The organism is Pseudomonas sp. AF03-9, from assembly GCF_020515815.1.
Taxonomy (GTDB): domain Bacteria; phylum Pseudomonadota; class Gammaproteobacteria; order Pseudomonadales; family Pseudomonadaceae; genus Aquipseudomonas.
In genome coordinates, this window is the sequence record NZ_JAHPJF010000016.1 from 193,457 (window position 1) to 219,265 (window position 25,809).

Annotated in this window: 19 protein-coding genes and 6 pseudogenes; 14 read left to right on the forward strand and 11 right to left on the reverse strand. The window is 59.9% G+C overall.

The window, feature by feature from the left end; translation table 11 throughout:
• Positions 1-134: 134 nt before the first annotated feature.
• The gene (locus tag LIY36_RS27740) at positions 135-2,156 is read right to left on the reverse strand and encodes a methyl-accepting chemotaxis protein (RefSeq protein ID WP_226456935.1); all 2,022 of its coding nucleotides are present in this window, start codon (positions 2,154-2,156) and stop codon (positions 135-137) included.
• A gap of 324 nt (positions 2,157-2,480) precedes the next feature.
• Between LIY36_RS27740 and LIY36_RS20820 the strand changes: the two genes are divergently transcribed.
• On the forward strand, positions 2,481-2,921 hold the full coding sequence (locus tag LIY36_RS20820) for a hypothetical protein (RefSeq protein ID WP_226456937.1): 441 nt from the start codon (positions 2,481-2,483) through the stop codon (positions 2,919-2,921).
• A 103-nt stretch (positions 2,922-3,024) separates the two neighbouring features.
• A complete protein-coding gene (locus tag LIY36_RS20825; protein ID WP_226456939.1) occupies positions 3,025-3,894 on the forward strand; it encodes an AraC family transcriptional regulator in 870 nt (289 codons plus the stop codon).
• Positions 3,895-3,948: 54 nt separating this feature from the next.
• Here the strand turns inward: LIY36_RS20825 and LIY36_RS27745 are convergent.
• From LIY36_RS27745 to LIY36_RS20835, 3 genes and pseudogenes are all read right to left on the reverse strand, one after another.
• Positions 3,949-4,050, reverse strand: a pseudogene (locus tag LIY36_RS27745) ((R)-mandelonitrile lyase); the annotation flags it as partial.
• Positions 4,017-4,478 (reverse strand): annotated as a pseudogene (locus tag LIY36_RS20830) (alpha/beta hydrolase); the annotation flags it as partial. The pseudogenes LIY36_RS27745 and LIY36_RS20830, both read right to left, overlap by 34 nt.
• A 454-nt stretch (positions 4,479-4,932) precedes the next feature.
• The gene (locus LIY36_RS20835) at positions 4,933-5,568 is read right to left on the reverse strand and encodes a DUF1353 domain-containing protein (RefSeq protein ID WP_226456940.1); all 636 of its coding nucleotides are present in this window, start codon (positions 5,566-5,568) and stop codon (positions 4,933-4,935) included.
• 643 nt (positions 5,569-6,211) lie between these two features.
• Between LIY36_RS20835 and LIY36_RS20840 the strand changes: the two genes are divergently transcribed.
• From LIY36_RS20840 to LIY36_RS20865, 6 genes and pseudogenes are all read left to right on the forward strand, one after another.
• Positions 6,212-6,814, forward strand: coding sequence for a hypothetical protein (locus LIY36_RS20840; protein WP_226456941.1), 603 nt, complete (start codon positions 6,212-6,214; stop codon positions 6,812-6,814).
• Between the two features lie 11 nt (positions 6,815-6,825).
• Entirely contained in the window at positions 6,826-7,110 is a 285-nt protein-coding gene (locus tag LIY36_RS20845) for a hypothetical protein (RefSeq protein ID WP_226456942.1), read from the forward strand.
• 13 nt (positions 7,111-7,123) lie between these two features.
• Positions 7,124-7,240 (forward strand): annotated as a pseudogene (locus LIY36_RS20850) (VOC family protein); the annotation flags it as partial.
• A gap of 282 nt (positions 7,241-7,522) precedes the next feature.
• A complete protein-coding gene (dapA, locus tag LIY36_RS20855; RefSeq protein WP_226456943.1) occupies positions 7,523-8,386 on the forward strand; it encodes a 4-hydroxy-tetrahydrodipicolinate synthase in 864 nt (287 codons plus the stop codon).
• A gap of 121 nt (positions 8,387-8,507) precedes the next feature.
• Positions 8,508-9,884 (forward strand): pyridoxal-phosphate dependent enzyme, encoded by a 1,377-nt coding sequence (locus tag LIY36_RS20860; RefSeq protein WP_226456944.1) that lies wholly within the window; start codon positions 8,508-8,510, stop codon positions 9,882-9,884.
• Complete coding sequence (locus tag LIY36_RS20865) at positions 9,881-11,047, forward strand: cystathionine gamma-synthase (protein ID WP_226456946.1); 1,167 nt, start codon at positions 9,881-9,883, stop codon at positions 11,045-11,047. The genes LIY36_RS20860 and LIY36_RS20865 overlap by 4 nt, the downstream gene beginning before the upstream one ends.
• Before the next feature lie 137 nt (positions 11,048-11,184).
• Here the strand turns inward: LIY36_RS20865 and LIY36_RS20870 are convergent, their stop codons facing one another.
• Positions 11,185-13,383: an OsmC domain/YcaO domain-containing protein gene (locus LIY36_RS20870; RefSeq protein WP_226456947.1), complete on the reverse strand. Its 2,199-nt coding sequence runs from the start codon at positions 13,381-13,383 to the stop codon at positions 11,185-11,187.
• Positions 13,384-13,546: 163 nt separating this feature from the next.
• Between LIY36_RS20870 and LIY36_RS27915 the strand changes: the two are divergent.
• The 3 genes and pseudogenes from LIY36_RS27915 to LIY36_RS20880 all read left to right on the forward strand — a co-directional run.
• Positions 13,547-13,819: pseudogene (locus LIY36_RS27915) on the forward strand (PAS domain-containing protein); the annotation flags it as partial.
• Between the two features lie 348 nt (positions 13,820-14,167).
• Positions 14,168-15,112, forward strand: a pseudogene (locus LIY36_RS27920) (methyl-accepting chemotaxis protein); the annotation flags it as partial.
• An 80-nt stretch (positions 15,113-15,192) separates the two neighbouring features.
• Entirely contained in the window at positions 15,193-15,792 is a 600-nt protein-coding gene (locus tag LIY36_RS20880) for a DUF6630 family protein (protein ID WP_226456950.1), read from the forward strand.
• Here the strand turns inward: LIY36_RS20880 and LIY36_RS20885 are convergent.
• The gene (locus LIY36_RS20885; protein ID WP_226456952.1) at positions 15,755-17,170 is read right to left on the reverse strand and encodes an XAC2610-related protein; all 1,416 of its coding nucleotides are present in this window, start codon (positions 17,168-17,170) and stop codon (positions 15,755-15,757) included. The two genes, LIY36_RS20880 and LIY36_RS20885, sit on opposite strands and share 38 nt — an antisense overlap.
• A gap of 125 nt (positions 17,171-17,295) precedes the next feature.
• Here LIY36_RS20885 and LIY36_RS20890 point away from each other — a divergent pair, with 125 nt between their 5' ends.
• Positions 17,296-18,837 (forward strand): hypothetical protein, encoded by a 1,542-nt coding sequence (locus LIY36_RS20890; protein ID WP_226456954.1) that lies wholly within the window; start codon positions 17,296-17,298, stop codon positions 18,835-18,837.
• A 6-nt stretch (positions 18,838-18,843) separates the two neighbouring features.
• Here the strand turns inward: LIY36_RS20890 and LIY36_RS20895 are convergent, their stop codons facing one another.
• Both LIY36_RS20895 and LIY36_RS20900 read right to left on the reverse strand, forming a co-directional pair.
• On the reverse strand, positions 18,844-19,101 hold the full coding sequence (locus LIY36_RS20895; protein WP_226456955.1) for a hypothetical protein: 258 nt from the start codon (positions 19,099-19,101) through the stop codon (positions 18,844-18,846).
• Between the two features lie 29 nt (positions 19,102-19,130).
• Complete coding sequence (locus LIY36_RS20900) at positions 19,131-19,286, reverse strand: hypothetical protein (protein WP_226456973.1); 156 nt, start codon at positions 19,284-19,286, stop codon at positions 19,131-19,133.
• Positions 19,287-19,548: 262 nt separating this feature from the next.
• Between LIY36_RS20900 and LIY36_RS27925 the strand changes: the two are divergent.
• Together LIY36_RS27925 and LIY36_RS27930 are read left to right on the forward strand one after the other, a co-directional pair.
• Positions 19,549-20,505 (forward strand): annotated as a pseudogene (locus LIY36_RS27925) (cache domain-containing protein); the annotation flags it as partial.
• A 198-nt stretch (positions 20,506-20,703) separates the two neighbouring features.
• Positions 20,704-21,408, forward strand: coding sequence for a methyl-accepting chemotaxis protein (locus LIY36_RS27930; RefSeq protein WP_370694919.1), 705 nt, complete (start codon positions 20,704-20,706; stop codon positions 21,406-21,408).
• A gap of 34 nt (positions 21,409-21,442) precedes the next feature.
• Here the strand turns inward: LIY36_RS27930 and LIY36_RS20910 are convergent, their stop codons facing one another.
• From LIY36_RS20910 to LIY36_RS20920, 3 genes are all read right to left on the reverse strand, one after another.
• Positions 21,443-22,726, reverse strand: a complete 1,284-nt coding sequence (locus tag LIY36_RS20910; RefSeq protein ID WP_226456959.1) for an SEL1-like repeat protein — start codon at positions 22,724-22,726, stop codon at positions 21,443-21,445.
• A complete protein-coding gene (locus LIY36_RS20915) occupies positions 22,726-24,627 on the reverse strand; it encodes a phospholipase D-like domain-containing protein (RefSeq protein ID WP_226456961.1) in 1,902 nt (633 codons plus the stop codon). Before LIY36_RS20915 ends, LIY36_RS20910 begins: the two co-directional genes overlap by 1 nt.
• The coding region (locus LIY36_RS20920) for a DUF2345 domain-containing protein (RefSeq protein WP_226456962.1) at positions 24,624-25,809 on the reverse strand (1,186 nt) is incomplete at its 5' end. The genes LIY36_RS20920 and LIY36_RS20915, both read right to left, overlap by 4 nt.

Consider the following 25,809-nt stretch of genomic DNA (forward strand, 5'->3'; position numbering starts at 1 on the left):
TCTCAGATTTATTTTTCAATCATTGTCCGCTTTTGGCCGATTGCAGACTGTCATGAACGACTGCAATCGACCCACAGTGTGTAAAAACGCTTTATTGCCAATGAGCGTTGTAGCCCTGGCGACTCGGCTTGCGCCTAGGCATGGGTGAGCCCGGTCAACGTATCCGCAATGGTTTTAGTGCGTTGCGCCGTACCCTCGGTCGCGCGGCTCGATGCCTCCAGTGCATCGAGCATTTCGCGCAACGCGCCGACGCCGGTGGATTGGTCTTCGATCTGTTGGGCAACGCGCTGGATCTCACTGGACAGCAGGTCAATATCCACGCCGATTTCCGCCGCATTCTTACGGGTGATTTCCGCCAGTTTGCGCACTTCATCCGCCACCACCGCAAAACCCCGGCCCAGGTCGCCCGCGCGCGCCGCTTCAATGGCGGCGTTAAGCGCCAGCAGGTTGGTCTGCCCGGCGATCTGCTGGATCACCTGCACAATCGACTGGATACGCAAACTCGACCCGGCCAGCGTGCGCGCACCTTCTACCGCCACATCCGCCTGGCTGGAAAGCCCTTCCACCGTTGTCCCGGCCTGGGCAGACACGGCGTTTTGCTGGTCGATCGTACCCACCAGTTCATCCATCGACGCGTGCAACTCACCCGAGTAATGTTTGAGCTGCGCGGCGATGTCCTCCTGCTGACGCTCGGCATGGGCCAACACCATGCCTAAGTCTGCCAAGCCTTCGAACACCGGCAGGATATTGCGGTCCAGCCCACGGGTATTGAGGGTATTGCTGAAGTCATTGTTCTTGAACGCGGTAATCTGCTTGACCACCACATGGTTCAACCCCGCCAACTTCTTCACCTGGCGCCGTAGGAAAAATGCCTTGAACTCGCCGTAATGGGCGATGAAATTGTCCACGTACTCATCACTGAAACTCGCACCCTTGGCCACCCGAAAGAAGAAAATCGCCGTCAACGTCTGGTTCAGGTTCAAGCCCAAAATCTCCCCAAAGGTCGAAAAACCCGCCAACGGTACATCACCAAAAATGCCGGCCATGCTGCCCAGCTCGGCGCCGTTGTTCAGCCGGCGCAAAATGCAGTCATTCAAAATCCCCGCCACCGGCTGGCCACCCTTGCCGCGCAGGAACTGCTCATAGTCCAGGCGCGTGGCCTCACGCAACGGCGTACGCCGCACCATCACCAATTCCTCCCCCGGCGCCACATCGCAAAACAACTGCACGATCTGCTGCTCATAATCGATACGCGCGATGGATCGTACAAACAACTCACTGCCCACCCGAATCGCAAACGAATAGTCCGCCAGCTTCGACTCCAGCGCCTGGGGCGCGCAACTGAAAGCATCACACAGTGCTTGCACCATGCTTTTGATATTGCCGTTGCTGTCGATCACCTGGTCAATCGTGCGGTCCTCAACCGACGCGGTCAGCACACTGAAGGTCAAATCCGCCGGTTTAAAGTTCTGGCTCTTGAACACCCCAAATCGCACATGCGCCGCCGTCTTCAGGAACACAATCTGTGCATGGTTCTGATAGCTGCGCTGACCGTCATGAATCAGCGTCTTCTGGAAATCCGACTTACCCCCGGCCGATCCCCCTACAAACAAACACGGAAACCGCCCCGACTCATAAAGCGCCTCCATAAAAAACGACTCCGACGCCGACAACCCGTCGAACACCACATACGCCAACGTATCGCGATGATCAATCGACGTGCGTACCTGCACTCGCTTGATATTGGACACCAACTTGGCAATTCGCTCCTGCATTCCCAACCGCTTACCGCCACCGCGAATGTCCTCACACTCCAACGGCACCATCGCCACCTCGGCCGAGGCGATCAGACTGTCGTCGAACAACTGCAACACGATCCGATCCCAGCGATCGCCGGTGGCGCAATACAACGAATTGGGCGCATTGCAGAGTTCGCCGGAGGTGGTGCAGAGGCTGATGGTGGATTGGGGGAAGCGGCGTTTGAGCTTGGCGGCGATTACGTCGATGTCCAGATGCGGCGAGATAAAGCCGGTGATCAGGGTGGGGGTGATGCGTAAGGCGGTGAGTGCGGCGTCCAGGTCGTTGGCAGTACTGGTGAGCGTGGCGGTGCCTTGACGATCGGCCCGGGCTTTTTTTAGAAGGGTAAGTGGGTTCATGTGGTCGACTCGATCAAGGGTGGGCAGGTATAGGCATGCGAATAGTAGGGTTATCGGCAGGTTGGGCCGGGGCTGAAGGTGGGATGTGACGGATGGATGCGGTTTTAGGGAGTTTCCCCGTTATTGACAGGCTGCTTTCAGCCGAGAGTGAATCGCCCCGGCTTTCGTAGACGCTGTTGGTGTCCGCTCTTGGCCGATTCTCGCCCGCCATGAGAGCCAGAACGCAGCCCAAAACGAACCCGTTCAACGGACCCCATCATCAATCAACATCCGTTAAAATCCGCAGCCTATTTCGACAACGCTTGCGACAACCGAGGAAAATTCATGGCAAGGATGGCCGCTGTTTTCACTGTGCTGAGTTGCATGGCGTCGGCCTCTGCATGGGCGGCGTCTGATTGTCCGTTTCCGCAGGGAATGCAGGCCTCCATCGGTGCGTCGAAACAAGCTATTGAGGCCAGGCAAGCGGGCGTCGCCAAGGATGAGCTGCTCTCCAGGATTTCCCCTGCGGCCAACGGGCCGATATCCCAGATGCTGAAGAGTATCGTCGACGAGGTTTACGACTACCCGGCCTTGCTGCCCGAGGTGTATGCCGCCTTCCGGTTCGAGCACTGTTTTGTTTCGCAGCAGCACCCCGAACAGGTGGCGGCTATGAAGTTTGCCGATGCCTATCCGTTGCTGAAGCAATGCGAGCAGGTCGAACCGCAAGGGGCGCGACCTCCTTGTGCAATGCGCGTAGTGCATACGGTGAGCGGAATTCCGGAGTAAGCGATCCGTCAATTCAATTGCGACCTGAGCAAACACGGCTAGGCACGGGCACGCCGATCTCGTCGACTCTACTGCCTACCGTATCTTCCGGAGCCTCCATCCAGTGCCTGACTTGCCGAGCAACGCCGCCTACACAAAACGCTTCGACCTGGTGCTCGCCTACATCGACGCCAATCTTGAAGGTGACTTGTCGGTGAACACGTTAAGCCAGGTCGCGAATTTTTCGGCGTTTCACTTCCACCGACAATTCACCGCGTTCGTTGGCGTGCCTGTTTCGCGTTATGTACAACTGATGCGACTACGACGCGCAGCGCATTGCTTGTCTTCCGGCGCGGACTACTCGGTGCTGGACGCCGCGTTCGGTGCGGGTTTCGAAAGCCCCGAAGCGTTTTCCAGGGCGTTCAGGCGCGCGTTCGGTACGACGCCGAGTGCCTTCAGGAAACAACCGAATTGGCAGGTCTGGAGTGCGGTGTTCACCATCCCTCACTTTTCCAGGAACATCATCATGCAGATACGAATCGTCGAGTTTTGCGCAGTCCGGGTTGCAGCCTTGGAGCATCGCGGAGCGCCCGCGCTCGTGGGAGAGAGCGTGCGTAAATTTATCGAATGGCGCATGCAGAGCAGGCAGTCGCCGGTGGCCTCCAGTCGCAGCTTTGGTATTCCGTTCGGCAACCCCGATACGACCCCGGCCGAAGAGTTCCGGTTTGCAATCTGCGGCGAGATTCACGAGGCCGTCGCCGCGAATGAGTTCGGCGTAACCGAGCGGGTTATCCCTGGCGGGCGTTGCGTGGTGGTGCGTCACGTGGGCTCGCCGGATCATATCGGCGAATCGATCTATCCGATCTATCGCGATTGGCTGCCTACCAGCGGCGAGGAGCTGCGGGACCAGCCGCTGTTCTTCGAGTATCTGAGTATTTTCCCCGAGACACCGCAGGATCAATGGCAGACCGATATTTATGTGCCTTTGCAGTAATGCGCGCAGCCTCTCGCCAAGGGGCAGCCATATCACACGCCTCTGAATGTGCTGGATGCGCTGCGCAGGTTTGCCCCACTCCTGGGTCAACCCCACGCCCGACATCACCACCAAACGCTGCCCCGCCCGATGCGTATGCCACGCCGAGCGGGCGCCCAATAGGTCTCGATGTGCGTGGCACCCTCGATCTTGAACAACTGTTTGTCCTGGGTACCGGTGGCCTTGGCGAAGGCTTGCTCAGACATGTAAAGGCTGTCGGCCTTGCTGCCTGCGATCATTAGCAGCGGTTTGTCGATCAACCCGATCTGGTCGGTGGCGTCGAAGCTCATCAGGTCCAGCAGACTGCTCAAGGTGTACTTGAAGGTTGAATTCGGGTGCGCGTGGGTCTTGCCGTACTACTCAAAGCCTTGGCGATACAGGTCATACGGCAGTTTGGCGACTTGTTCATCGGTCAATTTGACGTCGCCGGTGTACACCACTGCGCCACCGCCGGCTTCCTGGGCGCGGGCGGCCGAGGCTTGTTGCAGGCGCTCCTGGATAGTCGCGACTTGGGAGTCCTGGTAGCCGTTGCGCCGTACCAGGCCATTTCTTAGCCGCGTCATGGTTCGCCGGGGTGTAGACGTTGGCGGCTATCTACAGGCCATCTTGTAGTCTGCCGCCTGGAGTTCAGCGCCGGACATGCCGATCATCGCCGCCATGAGGCTGGTTTTCAGTGTGGATCTCATCGTGCGGAGTCACCCGAAAAATCAGTGCGTGATTGCTTTGAGAGCAAACTATCTGCTCACGCATTGATGGATAAACCGGGTGAATCGCATAGGACTGATACCAGAACCCCATAAGTGTGTGGCTGATTAACGGCATTTGGGCTGCTCGGGCAACAATTGTGACTCCACTCGTCGTGTCCGTCGTTTTGATCGCAGGCGTTATAGCAAGGCAACTCGATGGCTATGTGTTGCAGTCGCTGAACGACGGTGTCATTTGCGCGGACGCGGCATCACGCTTTACAGGACCGTGACGACCTATGCGGTGAATCAGTCGCTATAAAGGAGTGGTTTTGAAAAAACTTAAAGCGGCCTTGCAGGTTTCCTTGAGTTTTCCACCTTGAGGGTAGCGCAACTTGACCATGCCCTTTTCCGCGGTCGCACGGCGTTGAATGGATTGCAATGTGTCATCCGGCGTAACCGGTCTATCCAACAGAATGTTGGTATAGGTTGAAGTAAAGTAACGCGACTCTCCACCAAGCCTGGCCTTGGTATTGTTTTCGAACGCCCTGTCCCCAAAGGGGGTTTTCACGCCTGCGTACACGCCGTTACGCGTTAATTTGCTGACGCCGTTTTCTTTCATAGCGATGAACAGGACGGCGTCTGCCTCATCTTTAGTACAGGTTTGATCCCAATATAAATAGTCGTGAACGATTGCCGCCGCCATAGAGCGGTCTAAAGGTGACTCCCACCACCATAACGCTCGTGGAATGCTTGCCAAGTCCGTGATAAAACCACGTGGAACCTCTATCACATAGGCTGTTTGCTCAACGCGATAGCGCAGTGGATAGATCACAACAAATACATTGTCCGCTAGCCTCGCAATGCCTGGCGGCGGCATGGACACGCAAGACTGTATAAGCGCCGCCAGAGCAATAAAAGCTACCCAATACCAATAACGTAATACGCTCATTATTGCTCCTTGAAATAACAATCCTGCGCCATCCATTCAGACGAATCAGTAATAGACCATCAAATTCACACTTTCCACGCCAGTCGTGAAGAACGTATAACCTGCATGACTCGCCTGCTCCCTCCTAAAGTCCATTAAATCGCCAGGAATATCGGTCAAGAATTTAACTTTGCATGCAGTACTGGCCGTTCGACAAAGGACCAGAACCTTATGCGTCTGATCTGGGTCTCCCTGAACACTCTGGGTTCCCAGTGCCAGATATATAACAGTCAGAATAATCTGCATCAGCAATCCAGACGTTAGCCACGTCAATACAGCTATGCGTTAGCGAGATGAAATATATATAGCTCAGGCATTTCGATTTTGCCGCCTGTTAAAAAAATAATATCTGCATCTTGTCAATTGCACCTCTTCTGCATATGAATACAATCCAAACGTACTCATATGTTTTCGGACTTCGGATAACGGTTGACTCCTCTCATGTACAAACCGGTTAGGCATGACACCGGACAGTTCTCGCAGTTGCCTTCACACAGGAACGGTCAAGCGCATCTCTCAAGGCCTCAACGAAATTTTTCAGCTATTGCGCAATGCGCCTGCTTTCTTGTGGTCCCTACCCGGACTCCGCAAAAGGACAGGCTCCATGTCGTTACGCCCTACGCTCTGCCTGCTGGCCCTGCCGTTGTTTGCAGGCTGCCAGTATTTCCCCCACACCGCTTACTTCAAGGCACCTGAAAACGAACCGAACCCAGCCTGGATACGCATCGTCAACTTCACTCAGCATGCCGATCTGTACCAGTACGAAAACGGTGTACGTTCGGGTGGCGTCATTCGCAGTGGGCCGCTTCCGCTAATCCATACCCAGGATGAGGGGATGCCCAAAGCCGGGCAAAACCTCACGTCAGACTATTACGAAACCCGGATCCGGCCCGGCATCGAAACGCATGTGGGGATGTTCTGGGAGGGGGTGCGCACGCAGTCCTGCTACGTCACCACGACGTTCACGCCCCAGGCTGGGCGCTATTACCAATTCAGGCTGACATCGGGTTCAGCAGGCACCTGCACGCTGTACCCGTCGCTGATCGAGCGCGACAAGGAAGGCGACGGCTGGCATCTCACGCCAAACCTGCAGGTGACCTACAAGGGCGAAGGGCCGACGGCCAAAACCCATTACAACAACAGCCGCTTCGCGGATCCCGACTACCATCCCCCTGCCGATCTCTACCCCGGCGTAGACGTTCGATAAGGAGTTGCTGATTGAGTATCAGAACGTACTGGCTAACGCTCGGCGAACGAGCATCGGAGGATCTGTTCGCATGGGCAGCTTTTGTCGCGCAGACAGAATTCCTTTGGCAGGACACGGCTTTGGTCAAGGACGCCGTGGCTTGGCAGCGTCTCTGGTTCGAGCTGGAGATCATCAACGGACTGGCTTTGGCGCAATGGGAAGATCAGGGCAAGCCCGAAGACTGGTCATGCAGCTGGAACAAAGACTATCGACAAGAAGCAGCCACCCTGGCGACCGAACTGCTGGCAATGCTCTGAGATGCGGACTCATCTGACCGCAGCGGTCACGCCCCCCAACCCGGCCACCGCCAAGCGCGCTTTTGACGCGATGATGGGCATGACCAAGATCGACATTGCCGCGATTGAAGCCGCCGTCGCCGGGGCTTGACACATTCGTTCACATCCCCTGAAGATGAGCGCCTCATTCAGGGTGTGACAATTCATGTCTGCTAAGTCGCTGGTTAACCTTTCCGTCATTGGCTCCGTGGCCAAGGCGCAAGGTTGCGTGGCGCACGCCCTCAAATCGAAGAAACAGTCGCTCATGTGACCGGGGCGCGCTGTCCCGTCAGATGAGCTGACAGGACATTGAGCGCGACGGTCTCCCCCCTCTGCACAATTGCCTCTGCCCTTCTGACGGTGACTTGATCGGTCAATCATCAGGAGAAAGTGCATGTCAGCGTTTCAAGGTATCTGGGTTCCCGTGGTCACGCCGTTCCAGGACGGTGCCATCGACTTTATCGGCCTGCGCCGCCTGGTCAGCCATCTGCTGACAAAGCATGTGGCCGGGATCATGGTGTGCACCACCACCGGCGAAGCCGCCGCGCTAAGCCGCCAGGAACAATTGGCGGTGCTGGATGCGGTGTTGCAGTTGGTGCCCGCGCAGCGTGTGGTGATGGGGTTGTCGGGCAACAATCAGATTGAATTGCTGCAGTTCCAGCAGGCCATCCTCCAGCGTCCGGTCGCAGGTTTGCTGGTGCCGGCGCCCAGTTATATCCGCCCATCCCAGGCTGGGTTGGAGGCGTTTTTCCGCACGGTGGCGGATGCGTCCAGTGTGCCGATCATCTTGTACGACATTCCCTACCGTACCGGCGCGACCTTCGAACAAGCCACGTTGCTGAATATCGTCGCGCACGAGCGCATCGTCGCGATCAAGGATTGTGGCGGCAACCTGGCCAATACCCTGGCATTGCTGGCGAGCGGTCAGGTGGATGTGTTGTGCGGCGAAGACCTGCACATCTTCAACGCGCTGTGCCTGGGCGCCAGCGGCGCGATTGCGGCGTCGGCCCATGTGCACACCGAGCAATTCGTCGCGCTGTGGCAACAGGTGCGGGATAACCAGTTGGCCGAAGCCCGTGCGACCTTCTTCCAACTGCTGCCGCTGATCAACACGATGTTTATCGAGCCGAACCCGGCGCCGGTCAAGGCTGCGCTGGCCCTGGAAGGCTTGATCAGCCGCGAGCTGCGCGCGCCGATGCAAGCGGCCAGCGACGCGGTGGTCAGGCGCTTGCAGCAGGTGTGCAAGCTACCCGGCTGATGCGCCAAAAACAGACATGCGGCGGGCCGCCCGGTTGCGACCGGTGCGATCCCGGCCTATGGTCCAAGGCACGCTTTGCACTTTGTTGTCCCACCTACGTCAACCCGTAACAGGTGACACCATGCCCAGCCTCCCACGCCCCGCCGTGCTAGAACTGATCGGCAACACGCCGCTGGTTCGGGTCAGCCGTTTCGATACCGGCCCCTGCACACTGTTTCTCAAACTGGAGTCGCAAAACCCCGGCGGTTCGATCAAGGACCGCATCGGCCTGGCCATGATCGACGCCGCCGAGCGCGACGGCCGTCTGCGCCCCGGCGGCACCATCATCGAAGCCACCGCCGGCAATACCGGCCTGGGCCTGGCGCTGGTCGGCCGGGCCAAGGGCTACCGCGTGGTGCTGGTGGTGCCCGACAAGATGTCCACGGAAAAAGTGCTGCACCTCAAGGCCATGGGCGCCGAGGTGCATATCACCCGCTCCGACGTGGGCAAGGGCCACCCCGAGTATTACCAGGATGTCGCTGCGCGCCTGGCAGAGGACATCCCGGATTCGTTTTTCGCCGACCAGTTCAACAACCCGGCCAACCCGTTGGCCCACGAGACAGGCACCGCGCCGGAGATCTGGGCGCAAACCCAGCACGACGTCGACGCAATTGTGGTGGGCGTCGGCTCGGCCGGCACCCTCACCGGCCTGAGCCGTTTTTTCCAGCGCGTGCAACCTGCGCTTGAGATGGTGCTGGCCGATCCGGTGGGTTCGGTGATGGCTGAATATAGCCGCAGTGGCACGCTGCAGCCGCCGGGGTCGTGGGCGGTGGAAGGCATCGGTGAAGACTTCATCCCGTCGATTGCCGACCTCTCCAGCGTGCGCCACGCCTACTCCATCAGCGATGAAGAGAGCTTCGACCACGCCCGCCAGTTGCTCAAGGCCGAGGGCATCCTTGGCGGCTCATCTACTGGCACACTGTTCGCTGCCGCGCTGCGTTACTGTCGCGAACAGACCTCGCCCAAGCGTGTGGTCAGCTTTGTCTGCGACACCGGCACGCGCTACTTGTCGAAGGTCTACAACGACCAGTGGATGAAGGATGCGGGGCTGCTGCACTACACCCATTACGGCGACCTGCGCGACGTGATTGCCCGGCGCTTTGAAGACGGCCGCGTGATCAGCGTAGGCCCCGACGACACCCTGCTGACGGCCTTCCAGCGCATGCGCCTGGCGGATGTGTCGCAACTGCCGGTGCTGGTGGATGGCAAGCAACTGGTTGGTGTGATCGATGAGTCCGACATTCTGCTGGGCCTGCACCACGATGCGGCTGATTTCAACATGGTCGTCGCCAGCGCCATGACCGAAGCCCTCGAAACCCTGCCTCCCAGCGCCAGCCTCGCCGAACTCCAGGAAGAACTGGACCGCGGCCTGGTCGCGATCATCGCCGACGCCTCGGGCTTCCATGGCCTGATCACCCGCGTCGATCTGCTCAACCATTTGCGGAGATCCCTTGCATGAGCCTGCCCGATAAAAGCGCGTTCGCCACCCGTGTCATCCACGCCGGGCAAGCCCCCGACCCGACCACCGGCGCGCTGATGCCGCCGATCTACGCCAACTCCACCTACCTGCAAGACAGCCCCGGCGTGCACAAAGGCTTCGACTACGGGCGCTCGCACAACCCGACCCGCTTTGCCCTGGAACGCTGCGTGGCAGACCTGGAGGGCGGCACCCAGGCGTTCGCGTTCGCCTCGGGGCTGGCGGCGATCTCGACGGTGCTGGAACTGCTGGATGCGGGCGCGCACGTGGTCTCCGGCAATGACCTGTATGGCGGCACCTTCCGGCTGTTCGACAAGGTGCGCCAACGCAGCGCCGGGCACCGTTTCAGCTTTGTCGACCTGAGTGATGTGCGGGCGTTTGAAGCAAGCTTGCAGGACGACACGCGCATGGTCTGGGTCGAAACGCCGAGCAACCCGCTGCTGAGCCTCACCGACCTTGGCGCCATCGCGCGCATCTGCCGGGCGCGCGGGATTCTCTGCGTGGCCGACAACACCTTTGCCAGCCCCTGGGTCCAGCGACCGCTGGAACTGGGTTTTGATGTGGTGGTGCATTCCACCACCAAGTACCTCAATGGCCATTCGGATGTGATCGGCGGCATCGCGATTGTCGGGGATAACCCTGAACTGGCGCAGCGCCTGGGTTTCCTGCAGAACTCGGTGGGCGCCATCGCCGGCCCGTTCGACGCCTTTCTCACCCTGCGCGGCGTGAAAACCCTGGCGCTGCGCATGGAGCGTCATTGCAGCAACGCACTGGAGTTGGCCACCTGGCTGGAACAGCAACCGCAAGTCTCTCGGGTTTACTACCCAGGCCTCGCGTCCCACCCACAGCACGAACTGGCACGTCGGCAGATGCGCGGCTTTGGCGGGATGATTTCAGTGGACTTGAACAGTGACCTGGCTGGCGCCACACGCTTTCTGGAAAACGTGAAGATCTTCGCCCTGGCCGAAAGCCTGGGGGGTGTGGAAAGCCTGATCGAACACCCGGCGATCATGACCCACGCCAGCATCCCCGCCGCCACACGGGCCCAATTGGGCATTGGTGATGGGTTGGTGCGGCTGTCGGTGGGCGTCGAGGACGTGGAGGATTTGCGTGCGGACCTGGCGCGAGCCTTGGCCCACATCTAAGGCCTGCCTGGGAGCTGCTTGTTGTGGGAGCTGGCTTGCCTGCGATGCAGGCACCTAGGTGTATCAGGTCAACCGAAGTGATGCTATCGCAGGCAAGCAAGCTCCCACAGAAAAGCCAGCGCCTACACGTGTCGGGATCAGCTTGAGGTGATGTTGGCCCGCGCCGCGTGCAACTTCTTGTAGCTTTCGATCAGGCGCTGATGGCGATCCAGGCCTTCGAGCTTCATGCTGGTCGGCGTCAAACCGTAGAAACGCACACTGCCATTGACCGAACCAATCACCGCATCCATCCGCTCATCGCCAAACATGCGGCGGAAGTTGGCTTCGTAGTCCGCCAACTCCAGGTCGTCGTCCAGTTGCATCTCCAGCACCGCATTCATCGCCTGGTAGAACAAGCCACGATCGGCGGTGTTGTCGTTGTACTGCAGGAACATCTCCACGCACTCCTTGGCTTCCTCGTGCTGCTGCAAGGCGAGGAAGATCAGCAGTTTCAACTCCAGGATGGTCAACTGGCCCCAGGCCGTGTTGTCGTCGAACTCGATGCCGATCAAGGTGGTGATATCGGTGTAGTCGTCCAGCTCGCTTTCGATAAGACGCTCGACCAGGGCGTTGAGCTCGGCATCATCCAGGCTGTGCAGATTGAGGATGTCGGCGCGGAAAAACAGCGCCTTGTTGGTGTTGTCCCAGATCAGGTCGTCCACCGGGTAGATTTCCGAGTAGTCCGGCACCAGGATGCGGCAGGCGGTTGCGCCGAGGTGTTCGTACACCGCCATGTAGGACTCTTTGCCCATGCCTTCAAGAATGCCGAACAGCGTCGCGGCTTCCTCGGCGTTGGAATCTGCGCCTTTACCTGTGAAGTCCCACTCGACAAATTCGTAGTCCGACTGTGCGCTGAAGAAGCGCCACGACACCACACCGCTGGAGTCGATGAAGTGCTCGACGAAGTTGTTCGGCTCTGTCACCGCCTGGCCTTCGAAGGTCGGCGCCGGTAGGTCGTTCAAGCCTTCAAAACTGCGGCCTTGCAGCAGCTCGGTGAGGCTGCGTTCCAGCGCCACTTCCAGGCTCGGGTGGGCGCCGAAGGAAGCGAACACGCCGCCGGTGCGCGGGTTCATCAGGGTCACGCACATCACCGGGAATTCACCGCCCAGGGACGCGTCCTTGACCAGCACCGGAAAGCCCTGGGCTTCCAGGCCCTGGATACCGGCAAGAATTCCCGGGTACTTGGCCAACACCTCGGCCGGCACATCCGGCAGGGCGAATTCGCCTTCGATGATTTCCCGCTTCACCGCCCGCTCGAAAATCTCCGACAGGCACTGCACCTGGGCTTCGGCCAAGGTGTTGCCCGCGCTCATGCCGTTGCTCAGGTAAAGGTTTTCGATCAGGTTGGATGGGAAGTACACCACCTCACCGTCGGACTGGCGCACAAACGGCAGCGAAACAATACCGCGCGCTTCATTGCCCGAGTTGGTGTCGAACAGGTGCGAGCCACGCAACTCGCCGTCGCGGTTGTAGACCTTGAGGCAGTGGGCGTCGAGGATCTCAGGCGGCAGCTCATCGTTGGGCCCGGGCTGGAACCAGCGCTCATCCGGGTAATGCACGAACGGCGCGTTGGCCAGTTCTTCACCCCAGAATTGATCGTTATAGAAGAAGTTGCAGTTGAGCCGTTCGATGAACTCGCCCAACGCCGACGCCAGTGCGCCTTCCTTGGTGGCACCCTTGCCGTTGGTAAAGCACATCGGCGAGTGGGCATCGCGGATATGCAGCGACCACACGTTGGGCACGATATTGCGCCACGACGCGATCTCGATCTTCATGCCCAGCCCGGCCAGAATCCCGGACATATTGGCGATGGTCTGCTCCAGCGGCAGGTCTTTGCCGACGATGTAGGTGCCCGCCGCTGACGTCGAGTGGGGCATCAGCAAGGCCTGGGCGTCGGCATCGAGATTTTCGACTTCTTCGATGACGAACTCAGGGCCGGCCTGTACCACTTTTTTGACCGTGCAACGGTCGATGGAACGCAAGATGCCTTGGCGGTCTTTATCGGAAATATCCGCCGGCAACTCGACCTGGATCTTGAAGATCTGGTTGTAGCGGTTCTCCGGGTCAACGATGTTGTTCTGTGACAAACGGATATTGTCCGTGGGGATATTGCGGGTTGCGCAATACAACTTCACGAAGTACGCCGCACACAACGCCGACGAAGCCAGGAAGTAATCGAACGGCCCCGGCGCCGAGCCATCGCCTTTATAGCGGATGGGCTGGTCGGCAATGACCGTGAAGTCGTCGAATTTGGCTTCAAGTCGAAGGTTGTCGAGAAAGTTGACCTTGATTTCCATGCGGGCACACCAGAATAACGGGCTAAACAAAAATGGCCGCCATTATGAAGTCTTTCACCGAGAAGTTTCAGGCTTTTGACCAGCGGATGGCGAAATATCAAATGTGCATTAATCTTTTTGCTGCTGTGGCCGATTGGCTAAGTGCAACCAGGGAGTAGTCGGAATGCGCAATAACCAGCCTGTTACACAGCGTGAGATTTCACTCGCGCCGCAGCAAAAACTTATTTCCGCCACCGACGTTCAAGGTGTGATCACCTACTGCAACGACGCCTTTGTCGACATCAGCGGTTTCGAGCGGGCCGATCTGATCGGCGCACCGCAAAATATCGTGCGTCACCCCGATGTCCCACCTGCGGTCTTTGCCCATATGTGGAGCGCCCTCAAGCAGGGCCTGCCGTGGATGGGCATCGTCAAGAACCGCTCAAAGAACGGCGATCACTATTGGGTCAACGCTTACGTCACGCCGATCTTCGACGGCAGTACGGTGGTCGGCTTCGAGTCGGTACGGGTCAAGCCCAGTGCCGATGAAATCCGCCGTGCCCAGGCGCTGTACCGGCGCATCAGCGCAGGCAAGCCCGGCGTGCCGCGTCAGGATGCGTGGCTGCCGGCCGTAGTGAGCAGCGTGCCGTATATGGCCACCGCGGTGATCGGCGGCGTGGCGGGGCTGTTCTTCAGTGCACCGCTCGCCATCGCCGTGGCCGTCGCCGTCGCCTTGCCGGTGGGCGTGCTCTGCGCGCGCATGCGCCAGGGCAGCACGTTGGGTCTGTTGCAGGGGGTTGACCCGTCGACATCGGATGCCTTGATCGCGCAGATGTACAGCGACGCACGCGGCCCCCAAGGGCGCCTGGAAACGGCGTTCCTCAGCCAGGATGCGCGCCTCAAGACCTGCCTCACGCGCCTGCAGGACAGCGCCGAACAGCTCAGCGCCCTCGCCAGCCAATCCGACCAGTTGGCCAGCGCCAGCGCCCAGGGCCTGGACCGCCAGCGTGTGGAAACCGAACAAGTCTCAGCCGCCGTCAACCAGATGGCCGCCACCACTCAGGAAGTCGCCAGCCACGTACAGCGTACGGCCGATGCCACCCAGCAAGCCAATGCCCTTACCGGGCGCGGCCGTGAGGTGGCGCGCGATACCCGCGAAGCCATCGAGCGCCTGTCGGCGGTGGTCGGCGAAACCGGCGTGACCGTGGCGCAATTGGCCCGCGACAGCGACGAAATCGGCAGCGTGGTGGATGTGATCAAAGGCATCGCCGATCAAACCAACCTGCTGGCCCTCAACGCCGCCATCGAAGCCGCCCGCGCTGGCGAGCAAGGCCGAGGGTTCGCGGTGGTCGCCGACGAAGTGCGGCAACTGGCCCAGCGGACCTCGCAGTCGACCACCCAGATCCACGCGCTGATCACCCAGTTGCAAGCGTCGTCCAACAACGCCGTGCACAGCATGGAAAACGGCCAGCGCCAGGCCCAGGAAGGCGTGGCATGGGTACTGGAAGCCGACCAGGCCTTGGTCGGCATCAGCGAAGCGGTGTCCCATATCACCGAGATGACCACCCAGATCGCCGCCGCGACCGAGGAACAAAGCGCGGTCGCCGAAGAAATCAGCCGCAACATCACCACCATCGCTGGGCTCGCGGACCAAACCTCGATCCAGGCCCATCAGTCCACCGACCTGAGCAAAGAACTGACCAACACCGCCGCTACCCAATACGCGTTGGTTGAACGCTTCAACCGCTGACCCACCCTTCTCACGCGCCCTTTTACAGGGCGCCTCCGCTTGCGCTAACGTCCACCTTCGCATCAAGACGAGGGAATGTGATGGGATTTTTTGCTCGCTTGTTCGGGGGGCGCTTCACGATGCCACCGCCCGACGAAACCGACGCCAGCCATGCGGCGATCATGCGCGAGATGCGTTCGCCGCAATACGCCGCGCAGGAGCAGGCCCTCAAGCTGTTCACGCAAACCCTGCTGGCCCGTACGCCGGAAGAAGAAAGCGCGCGGCTCGTGCGCCGCGTCCTGCGTAAATATGCCGCCGACCAGGACCCCGCCAGCGCGTTGACCCAAGGGCTACTGGACAGTTCAAGAGGCCAGAAGCTGGCTGACTTGGCGCTGCTCGGTGTCGATTGGCGCGGCTTTGACGTATTCGAATACCACGCGCCCTACCTGGTCGCCGCGAGCGGCGTGCAAGCGCCCTATACCTATGAGCACACGGGCACCCGGCCGATGCAGGAGGTACTGGAGAGCTTCGACCAATGGCTGGCCGGGTTCGGCAAGCGCTACCTGCATCTGGATTCTGGCGATGACGACTACGTGGGGTTTATCGTCGACGCGCACAGCGTCGAATCGACCCTGGAGCTTGCGCAACAGGCAGGCTTGCACGTCACTGTGCAGAGCGCTGCTTGCGATACATCCCCGTGAAGTACTCCATGTTGTCCGGCGCCGAGTTGTGGCTGATCACCGCAAAGTCCCTGACCAGTTGGATGTGATATGGCCCGTTGCCCTTGGGCGCCAGGGGTTCACGCACGATGATCAGGTTGTCGGTTTCCATCGGCACGCGGTGGTGTGCGCTGAGGATCTGCTTGCCGGTCTTGGCGTCTTTGAGTGTCACGGTGAATTCCGCGACCTCCCTGCCCTCGGCGTCACGTTCGGGTAGCACGTTCACGTCCAGGTCACCATCGCGGCCGAGGAAGTCGTCTCGCATCTGGTAATGGCCGCTGCGCTGCTCGCGCGGGACGTCGCCGAGTTTGTCCAGGTCCGGCTCGCGGTCTGAGCGCCCCAGCTGAATCGCCAGTTCAGGGGTATTACCCTTGGCGCCGCTGACCCAGGTGCCGGAGAAGTCGTAGGGTTCGACACTTTCCCGGGTCATGCGCCAGATGCCGGTCTGGCGCCCATCGTCGGCATATTCATGCAGGTAAGTGAAGGGTTTGTCGTCGTAGTCGCTCTGGTCACCCACCAGCTTGATCGGCTTGCCGCTGCCACTTTTGCTGTAGCGCACTTCGCCGATCAACACCGCGCCCTGCTGCTGATACCAGATTTGCACCGGGATCTTGCCGTCGAGGGTGCCGTGGAGCATCTCCGGGTCTTCGGTAACCGGCCCTTCCAGACGTGGGGTTTCCTGCCATTGGCCGTCCTTCCATTCGCCGGTGGTGCGCAGCATATAGCCGCTGGGCATGCTGGAGTTTTCGCCGTCCTCGGTCGGTGGCACTTCTGCTTGGGTGTAGGAACCCAGCCGCACCAGCTCTGCGTCGCGCATTTGCCATTGCGACGAGCGCGTCCAGCAACAGCCACGATCGGTTTGCGAATGGATCACGCCGTCCCTGGGGTTGACCGAAAACATCCCGCCGCTGGATTCATTGGCCAGGTCGGTCAATGGGCGATTGAGCACCCACTGGGGCTTCTGCGGGTCTTGCAGGTAGACGTCATAGCTGGACTGGAAATTTGCATCGGCGCCATTGCCGTTGCGGATCGCCAGGTCGATACGGCCGTCGCGGTCGATATCGGCAAAGTACAACACGCCGTACTCGCCCACCAGGCGCCAATCGAGGGTTTTGCCGTCTGCGTTGAGCGGCACCTGCGCGGCGGGGGTTTGCAGTTGCTGGAGGATTTCCAGGGTGTGTTTGTCACGGATCGTGACCAGTGCCCGGGTCAATTCCTCAAGGTCTTGCGGCACCTGCGCAAACAAGACTTCGACCAGATAGTGACCACTGGGCTCATCGACCGAAAACGAGCGGGGTTCGGCCATGACCGGGGTGGCCAGGGCCAGAGAGATGAGCACACCGTTGAGGAGCGAACGCATCCAGCGCTTCCTTGCTGCAAATGGGGGCGCGCAGTGTATTCGAACAAATCGCTGTTTTGCCAACGGCAATGGCTGGTATGTTGCGCGGCTGCAACCGGCCACACCGCCAAGGACCATCACGCATCATGGAAGAAGCCGCCACACCGAAAGCCCGTCGCAACTATTTTATTCGCCACTGGCGAGGGGAGTTCCCGCTGGCGCACGCATTCTGGATCAATGAAGTATTGATCAGCCTGCTGTGCCTGCTCGCCACGACGCCGTTGTACGTGCTGTTGGTGCGTGACCCTCCAAGCCCCGCCACCCTGCTGCTGGCAGGCGTGCCGTTCATGCTTATCGCGCTCGCCGTCACAGTTTGGCAAGGCGTTGGCGTTTGGCGCTCGGCCAGGCATCACCGCCAACGCGGTGGCAAACACCGCTGGGTCATGGTGGTTCGCGTGCTGGTGGTGGTCGGGGCGGTGCAGACCGTTTACTCGGTGCTCGACGTGGTGCCGGCGTTCAAGTCTGCGCTGCGCCTGGCCATGAACCCCAACGCGATGCCGCCCTACCGGATCACTGCGCTCAGCGATACTGAGCTCCAATTCAATGGCGGCATCGGCTCCGGCAGTTTCTCTGCCTTCGAGCAGGCATTGGCCGCTCACCCCGCTGTCACCACGCTCCAGCTGGACAGCCCGGGCGGCCTGTTCGGCGAAGCCCGGGCCATCGCGCGGCTGATCGAAGAAAACGCGTTGACCACCTACACCAACAGCGCATGCATGAGTGCCTGCGCGCTGGTGTTCATGTCGGGCAAACAACGGTTGCTAGGCGTGGAAGGAAAGCTGGGGTTCCACGCCGCGACGTTGTTCGATTCGGACAATCAATCAACGCTAGTCGTCGCACAGTATCGCGAGGCACTGCTTAAGCACGGCGCGTCCAGACAATTCGTCGATAAAGTGCTGGCGACCGCACGCGAAGACATGTGGTTTCCGGACATCGCTGAACTCAAGCGTGAGCACATCGTGTCGGCCACCGTAGACGCCCGGGGCTTCACCGATGCACGCCTTGCGCGGCTACGGGAAGCGGGGCAACTGGATGTTTACTTGCGCACGTTTTTCCAGTTCAGAACGCTGGCCGAAGAGGTGCCTGCGCAGTACGAAGTGCACAAGGCCAAGGCACAAAAAGCCTTGGATGAGGCCACAGCCTACAGCGCGTTCGATAAGCTCACGCGCGAGCACGACACTTGGCTGATCCAGGACGCTTTGCGCAAGGCCCCGGCCCCGCAACTGTTGCGGTTCTGGCAAGCCCAGGCGTCGCTCGTGGACGCCGCGGTGCAAGGCGGCGAACAGGCCTGCGCGTTCTACCTTACAGGCGTTTACCCCGGGGGTTACGGCGCTATGCCAGACGTGTTGCAGGCGCTGTTCACAAACGCACGCGACAGCCGGCGCGAACTGGTCAAAGCAGCCGCCGAGGTCAACCAGAACATTGCCCCGACCGCCCAGGCCCGGGCCGACTTGAACCGTGTGTTCACGCACGTCCAGCCCGGCACCTACGAGCGCTATCGGTCCCCGAGCAAACACGCACCCGCACAGGTGTGCACTGCCCACCAGGAGTTGTACCGACGTGTGCTCGCACTGCCCAACCCAACGCGCGTCGCCGAGGCGTTTCGGTTGTTGCCGGGCTACACGCGCTGAGGGGCGTCAAACACCGGCGTCTAGCAGCATCTGGATCAGCGCTTCAGGCCAAACCGTATCGGCAGTGGTTTTCAGCTCGTTGACAGACCACCAATGGTGGTCGGCCATGACCTGGGTTTCTGCCAGGGTCCACTCGGCTTTGGAAAGCGCCTTGCTGTGCGCGTGAACGACAAAATACTGTTCGATGGCCATCACTGTTTCGCCGCTGGGCAGCATCAAGGCAAAGCGCCGATCCGCCACGCAGGCGCCAACGCTATCGCGCACAACGCCGGTCTCCTCGCGCAGTTCGCGTATCACCAGGCAGGCATCCGCAGCTTGTCATCCGGTTCCGAGGCATAGCGCGGAAAGATATGGCAATGCAGTTCCGGCTCAGAGTTGCCGAGGCGGGCCATGTCCAGCAGATAGGTGGCGCGGGCTTCAGCATCCAGGTCGTTAAGGCTGGCAACCACTGGATCGGCCCACACCTACACCGCGAACCAAGAGCAGATACCAGACAATCCATCTTTTCTGTTGTACACAAAAAAGCCCTAAAGATTCTCGACACCCCCGCCGACATAGCGGTGATAGCAAATCGCCGCTTCACACACAGAAGCGACGATTTGGCCGCCCTCCCCGCTGATGGTTGTCTCGATGAAAATAAAAAATAAGCTGGTCCTTGCTTTCGTTTCCGTCGCTTTTATCCCGGTCAGCCTGGTCGCGGTGATCTCCGTCATGAACACGCGGACCCAGGCAGTCGAACAGTTTATCGACGGCAGCACCCGTGAAATCCGCCAAATCGATGGCAACATCCGCCAGTTTTTCGATGGCACGACGCAGAACGTCGATCAAATGTCCGCCGATCCTGTATACACTTCCGTGAACACGCTCAAGGACTACCAGCCCGCCAATGCCGCCAGCCAGCCGATGCCGGCGCCGGCACAAGAGGTCATCGAGCACTTTGCGCGTTATGGTGCAACCCACCCCGCCGCTGCGATTCTGTCCATCGGCCTCGAAGATGGCACCTACGCCAAATGGCCGGATGACCCGCAACTGGCCAAATACGACCCGCGCGCGCGCCCATGGTACAAGGCCGCGATGGCGAGCCCCGGCAAGACCGTGCGCACCCCCGCGTATTACTACGACAAGGACGACGTGGCCCTGGTGGGCACTGCGCGCGCCTTGCTGGACAACGCCGGCAAACCCAAAGGCGTGTTCGTGGTCAGCGTCTCGCTGAAGAACCTCACCGAGCTGGTCAAGAGCATCAAACTGGGCGCCAGTGGCTATGTGATGTTGATCGAAGATGGCGTGGTGCTGGTTGACCCGCGTGACAATACGCACAACTTCAAGCCGCTCAAAGACCTCGGCGAACCCTACGCACAGCTGGCGAACACCGCCCAGGGCTCGACCGATGTGGTAATCAATGGCGTGCGCTACATGGCCAATATCTGGACCTCCCCCGGCCTCGGCTGGCGTTATGTCGGCCTGATCGAATACAACGAAGTGATGGCCGAAGCCACGCGCATGACCTATCTCACCAGTGCGATCGTCGCGGTGCTGGTGCTGATCTTCGGGTTGGTCGCGGCGGCGTTCTCCAAGGTCATCGTCAAGCCCATCGGCCAGGTTAGTACCGGCTTGCAATCCATCGCCCAGGGCGAAGGCGACTTGCGCCACGAACTGCACGTGCAGGGCAAGGACGAAACCGCCGAACTGGCCGGCTGGTTCAACAAGTTTCTCGCGGCGATCCGCCAGTTGATCCAACACATCGGCGCGGCCTCGGCCAATTTGCAGAACGCCTCGCGGGTCAACAGTGAAGTGGCCAACAACATGAACGAAGCCGCCGGGCGCCAGCGTGAGGCGGTGGAGTTGGTCTCCACCGCCTTCAACGAGATGGTCGCCACCGCCAACGAAGTCGCGCGCTCGTGCAGCGGTGCGGCAGAGTCGGCAGAGAACGGCCACCGCCGGGTCGCCGAGGGCAAGCAGCAAATCGAAGTGACCACCGACAATGTCAACCGCCTCGGCCGCCGCCTCACGGAATCGTCACAAGCCATGGTCGAACTGGAAGCCGGCAGCCGCAGCATCAACCAGATCCTCGGCACCATCCGCGCGATCGCCGAGCAGACCAACCTGCTGGCGCTCAACGCCGCCATCGAAGCCGCCCGCGCCGGCGATCAAGGCCGTGGTTTTGCCGTAGTGGCCGACGAAGTCCGGGCCTTGGCCAAACGCACCTCGGACTCCACCGGCGAGATCGAACACCTGCTCGGTACCCTGGAAAACAAGACCCAGGAAGTCACCCAGAAAATGGGCAGTTGCCTCGACCTGTCACGGGCCAGCGTGTCGTCCATTGAAAGCGCGCGGGACAGCTTTGAAGGCATCCAGTTGTCGGTGAACGAGATCCGCGACCAGAACCTGCAGATCTCCGCCGCAGCCGAGGAACAGCACAGCGTGGCGGAAGAGATCAACCGGCATATCCAGCAGATCTACGACGAGGCACGGTTGGTGGAAAGCCTGGCGAACTCCGCGCAGGATGACTCGGGACGGTTGTCGAACCTGTCGGATGAGTTGAATGGGTTGGTGGGACGGTTCAAGTCATAGGGTCACGAATGGGAGAGCGGTACCTGCTTTCTTTTCATGAAAGCAGGCACCACTCAACCGCTTGTTCACGCTGCGTGACGTTGTCGGAGAACGGCCACAGGCGGGACTGATAGCGTTCGACCCATACCGTCGGAAATACATCGCCTTGCTTGAAGTACCGTGCGTCGTTTCCGTCTCTCAGCGAATCACCCCAGGAGAGCAAACCGACCTCCCAATAGCCGCTCAATGGGCAAATTTGACCGCTGTAGCCGTTGGGCGCGGACAGATGGGATTGGCTGAATGCCGGCGAACCCGGAAGCCCCTGGCCGGTGGCGGGGTCTAGAAGTTTAGCCTTGGCCAGTTGGGTGATCAGTGCTTCGCTGGGCTTGGGGGGTGGAATGTTGGCCAGGTGAGCTTCCAACCATTGAAGTTTGCCGTCCCAGGCGGGCAGTTTGGCTGGGGGCAAGGGGAGGATTTCGTTGATTTCGGGGACTTTGGGGTTGGCGTAGGAGTAGTTGGCGAGAGTCCGCCAGATCTTTTCGTAGCGCTCGGCGCGTTCGAGGTCTGCCTGTTGGCCGAGATAATCCAGCCTATTGGAGGGAAGCGGGTCACGAAACGCGCCTTCCAAGCGACCAGCAGCACTCTCGTTCCCGGCCTCGACGCCCATCTGGAATATTTCTAGCGCGTCCTGATACAGACCCTTGTATTTAAGGCTGATGCCTAAAGCGATAGCCGCATCACCATTTCCCTGTTCAGCGGCGCAACGATACATCGCTTGCGCTATTTCTGGTGCGACGCCAGCCGGGTCGAGCTTATCGCCCACATAGTATTGAGCTTGGGCACTGCCTTGATCAGCCGCTTTGCGGAAGTAACGTAAGGCCATTTCTGTATCCTGCTTTAGCCCGGCAGAGCCATTGCTCAGGAAGACACCGATAAAGTAGTAACCCGTCGCTACGTTCACATCGATCAGTTGCTGACTCAGTCGCAAGTGCTCCCCCGCCCTGAGCTTAAAGTGACCGCGCATTGTGCCGTTCTGAAGGTTGATGTTCGCTTTGTGATGGCCGTTCTCTGCGGCGATGCGGTACAGCCTCTCAATCTCCTGGTCTACTGTTTTGTCCTGCTTGAGCAAGTTGTTTTTCTGCAACCAGCGAGCGTACTTGAACAGAACATCGGGTTCGGCCGGCAACGGAGGACTCTTTTCGTGCACACAGGTAAAGGCCAGCTTGGTTTTGGTTTCGGTCAACGGATTCATAGAAGCTTCCTGGGATAGCTGAGTCGAGTAACTGCCGCTATCGCAGGCAGCCAACAACAGATTTGTCAGCAACAAAAATCGGCGCATCAATCGAGGTCCCGCGGAGTCTTTTCGCCGTAGCAGAATCCGATGAGCGAGGCCTCCGGTGCGGCTCTATCTTTTTGCAGGTATCTGTTGTCATCGATGATTTTCTGCCAAGCCTTAAACGCCTGCGCCGCATCATCCTGATCCCCCCTCCCATCCGTATGCAGCCCCCACAACCGCCGCCTCAACCCCTGCGTCACACTCCCCCACTCATGCGCAATATTCAGTTCACTATCCACCTGCATACTCCGTGTATTGATATTCGCCGAGCCGTGGGTGGTGAACACGTCGTCAACGATCATCAGCTTCGAATGGATATACACCGGCATCCACGGCTTGCCCGCCGGCGAGTCCTTGGCCACCAGCGAACACACATGCACCTTCAGCCCCGGCCGTGGTTCCGGGGCCAGTGTGCTGTTCTCGATGGCCTGGATCTGTTGTTCGAGCGCGGCTTCGCGTAGCTCATTGCGCAGTTTGGCGTCGCGCTGCGCGTCCTCGGCTTTTTCGCTGATTGCGCCGCCGCTCAGCGCATCGGTCAGGCGCGTCAAGGCGATCAATGCTCGGCGTTCGAGCAGTTCACTCAAGGTCGGTGCCTGTGCACTCGTGTGGGCCTTGGCCTGTTCGATGCGCTGCAGCTTGGTGATCTGCGGGATGGCATCACCGCGCCCAAGGCTTTCGAGCATGCGGTAGGTGTTCAAGGCCCCAGGGCCTACGCCATCTTCGCTGGCGTTGGTGATCACGAACAGGTGCAGGCTGCCATGCAACCCCGGATCGCGTCCGGCGCGGGTCTGGACGGCGGCGGCCTTGCTGATCGCTTCGGCGAGGGGCGGCCAGCGGAAATACTGGTTCTCGATGTAGATGAACTGGGTCGCGTTGTTGACCGCTTTCAGGTAAAGCTTTTCGATGTCGCGCTTGCCGTCTTGCGCCTGGGTGCGCACCAGCTGGGCCAGTTGGCGCGTCGCGCCGGGGGTGCATTGCAGAGTGGGGCCGATCTGCTTGGCCTGGCGCAAGGCAAACAGGTCTTCAGCGGTCTCCCTGCGCCAGGCGGTCGCGAAGTTGTGGTGCAAGTGTTCAAGGATCGGCCCGCTGACCTGGCTGGAAATATCCTGACGCGGTGTATCACCACGCGGCCCGCGATTGGGTGCGGGTTTACTGCCTTCGGCGCGGTTCTGCGCCGTATGCTCGTCCGTGTCCCAGTACTCGTCGAGCATGTTGTGCCCCATCACAAAACCGACGGCATGCTCGGCCCGTTCATAGTCGACCAGTACGGTTTTTTGATGGTGGGTCACAGCCACTGCCAGCGCGCCCAGGGTGCCGACGCTGAGCTGTGGGTCGAGGCTTTTATATTTGGCTTGATGGGCGATTTCCGCGCGTTCAAACAGGCTGAAACCACGGCTGACAAACACCGGCACATTGCGCGCTACGCGCATGGCAGGCGCCAGATGATCGGCAAAGGCACAGCGGGAAAACCACTGCCGGTCGTAGGCATATTGATCATCCGTGGCCGGTTGCAGCGCCCGGTCCTGGATCCGGTACGGTCCTTTGCCAGGCAGATTGGCCTCGCCGGCTGCGCCAGCGCTATTAAACGGTGACTCCCAACCCAATATCCGGACCTCAACGCCTTCTCTTGCTTTTGCCATGAGCAGTTCGCCGATACTTGGGCTCTCGCCGTCGCGAATGAAATACATCGACGGCTGGAACCCCCAGCAAATGATATCGATGGTTCTCGTGGCGTTGGCGATTGCCAAATGCACGGCCTTGAACGCTTCTTCACCGTTGATCAGCGGCTGGTAGGTGGCCTCGACCGGGTGATACTCAGTGCACTGCAGGTACCAGGGCGCAGTGCAGGTTGCCTGTTGGGTGTGTTGCAGGGCCACGGGCACGACGGTGCAAAGGTCATTCATGGGGTTTTCCCTTCCTGGTCGTTGGACGTGCGGATCACCGCAGCGTATTTGGCGCGGTGCTCGGTATGCGAGGTGGGCTGGCTCAGCTCACTGCAAGGCAGCAGGTGATGGTTGTGCAAACCGCCATTGGCCAGCACCGCTTGCTCGGCGTTGCGATATTCACTGGGCACCGGTATCTCGTAGCTCACGCCATTGGCCATTTCGATTCGGTAGTGCTGGGTCACGACTTGATGATCGATGCGCACATGCCCGCTCTTGTCGAACACACCCTGCTCGATCGCAGCGTTGTCGGCGTAGAGGGTGTATGGCATGCCTGCCCAGCCCTTGCCGACGGTGTTGGGGGTTTGCGCTACCGTGAAGCGCAGCGGTTGCCTGTAGAGACTGCGCGGATACTCCGGGTGCGCGGCTTTCAGGCTGCCGGGGCCCAGGTAATCAAAGTTTGCCGATTTGATGTTGTGGTTACCTTGGGTGCCGGACTCGATGCAACTTGGATCAAGGGTGATGTAACTACCACCTGCATTCAGGCTGATTTTCTTTTTCGCGACGATGCGGATTTCATCTTCAGCACTGATGATTTCCAAGCCATTGCGCGCCATCAGTTCCAACGTGTCGTTCTGTGCCTGAATACGCACAGGGCCGGCGTTGGCGATCAACTTGATCCCCAACTTGCGCACAAACAGACTGACGCCCTGCCCCACACCGATAAACAAGCGCTTGACCACACTGACATCCGCCTCAGCCCCGGCGTTGATCATCACGTTGCCCTGCGCAGCCAGTTGCAGGTGCTCCCCGCTGCTCAGGGCAACGCCCTGGGGAGCGCTAAGTAGAAGCACGGACGACTTGAGTCGTTCCAGGTCTTGCTTGAGTAAATTCAACTGCGCCTGCACGTCCGCCGGATCGGCATTCGCCGCCAGAGCGTCAGTGGAGAGCGCGTCCAACTGCTCACTCGCTTGCTCCAAGCGGGCCATCGCCGCGCCCATTTCAAGCTGCTGCCCCTGCGCCTTACCCTGCTCATCCGCACTGATAAACACCCCCTTCCCACCCCGGATCGCGCCCCACCCATCCGTGCGCAACTCGAACCCTTCACCGCGCTGTTGCCTGTGCGCATCCACCAGATGCCCCAGGTTCAACTGGCTCTTGCCGCTGTGTTCCGTGCTCAGCTTGATGTGCTCCTGCCCCCGG

Bases quoted from the DNA above. Each gene is read 5' to 3' on its own strand.
- LIY36_RS27740 (WP_226456935.1), bottom strand. From the start codon at position 2,156: ATGAACCCACTTACCCTTCTAAAAAAAGCCCGGGCCGATCGTCAAGGC.
- LIY36_RS20820 (WP_226456937.1), top strand. From the start codon at position 2,481: ATGGCAAGGATGGCCGCTGTTTTCACTGTGCTGAGTTGCATGGCGTCG.
- LIY36_RS20835 (WP_226456940.1), bottom strand. From the start codon at position 5,568: ATGAGCGTATTACGTTATTGGTATTGGGTAGCTTTTATTGCTCTGGCG.
- LIY36_RS20840 (WP_226456941.1), top strand. From the start codon at position 6,212: ATGTCGTTACGCCCTACGCTCTGCCTGCTGGCCCTGCCGTTGTTTGCA.
- dapA (WP_226456943.1), top strand. From the start codon at position 7,523: ATGTCAGCGTTTCAAGGTATCTGGGTTCCCGTGGTCACGCCGTTCCAG.
- LIY36_RS20860 (WP_226456944.1), top strand. From the start codon at position 8,508: ATGCCCAGCCTCCCACGCCCCGCCGTGCTAGAACTGATCGGCAACACG.
- LIY36_RS20865 (WP_226456946.1), top strand. From the start codon at position 9,881: ATGAGCCTGCCCGATAAAAGCGCGTTCGCCACCCGTGTCATCCACGCC.
- LIY36_RS20870 (WP_226456947.1), bottom strand. From the start codon at position 13,383: ATGGAAATCAAGGTCAACTTTCTCGACAACCTTCGACTTGAAGCCAAA.
- LIY36_RS20880 (WP_226456950.1), top strand. From the start codon at position 15,193: ATGGGATTTTTTGCTCGCTTGTTCGGGGGGCGCTTCACGATGCCACCG.
- LIY36_RS20885 (WP_226456952.1), bottom strand. From the start codon at position 17,170: ATGCGTTCGCTCCTCAACGGTGTGCTCATCTCTCTGGCCCTGGCCACC.
- LIY36_RS20890 (WP_226456954.1), top strand. From the start codon at position 17,296: ATGGAAGAAGCCGCCACACCGAAAGCCCGTCGCAACTATTTTATTCGC.
- LIY36_RS27930 (WP_370694919.1), top strand. From the start codon at position 20,704: ATGGTCGCCACCGCCAACGAAGTCGCGCGCTCGTGCAGCGGTGCGGCA.
- LIY36_RS20910 (WP_226456959.1), bottom strand. From the start codon at position 22,726: ATGCGCCGATTTTTGTTGCTGACAAATCTGTTGTTGGCTGCCTGCGAT.
- LIY36_RS20915 (WP_226456961.1), bottom strand. From the start codon at position 24,627: ATGAATGACCTTTGCACCGTCGTGCCCGTGGCCCTGCAACACACCCAA.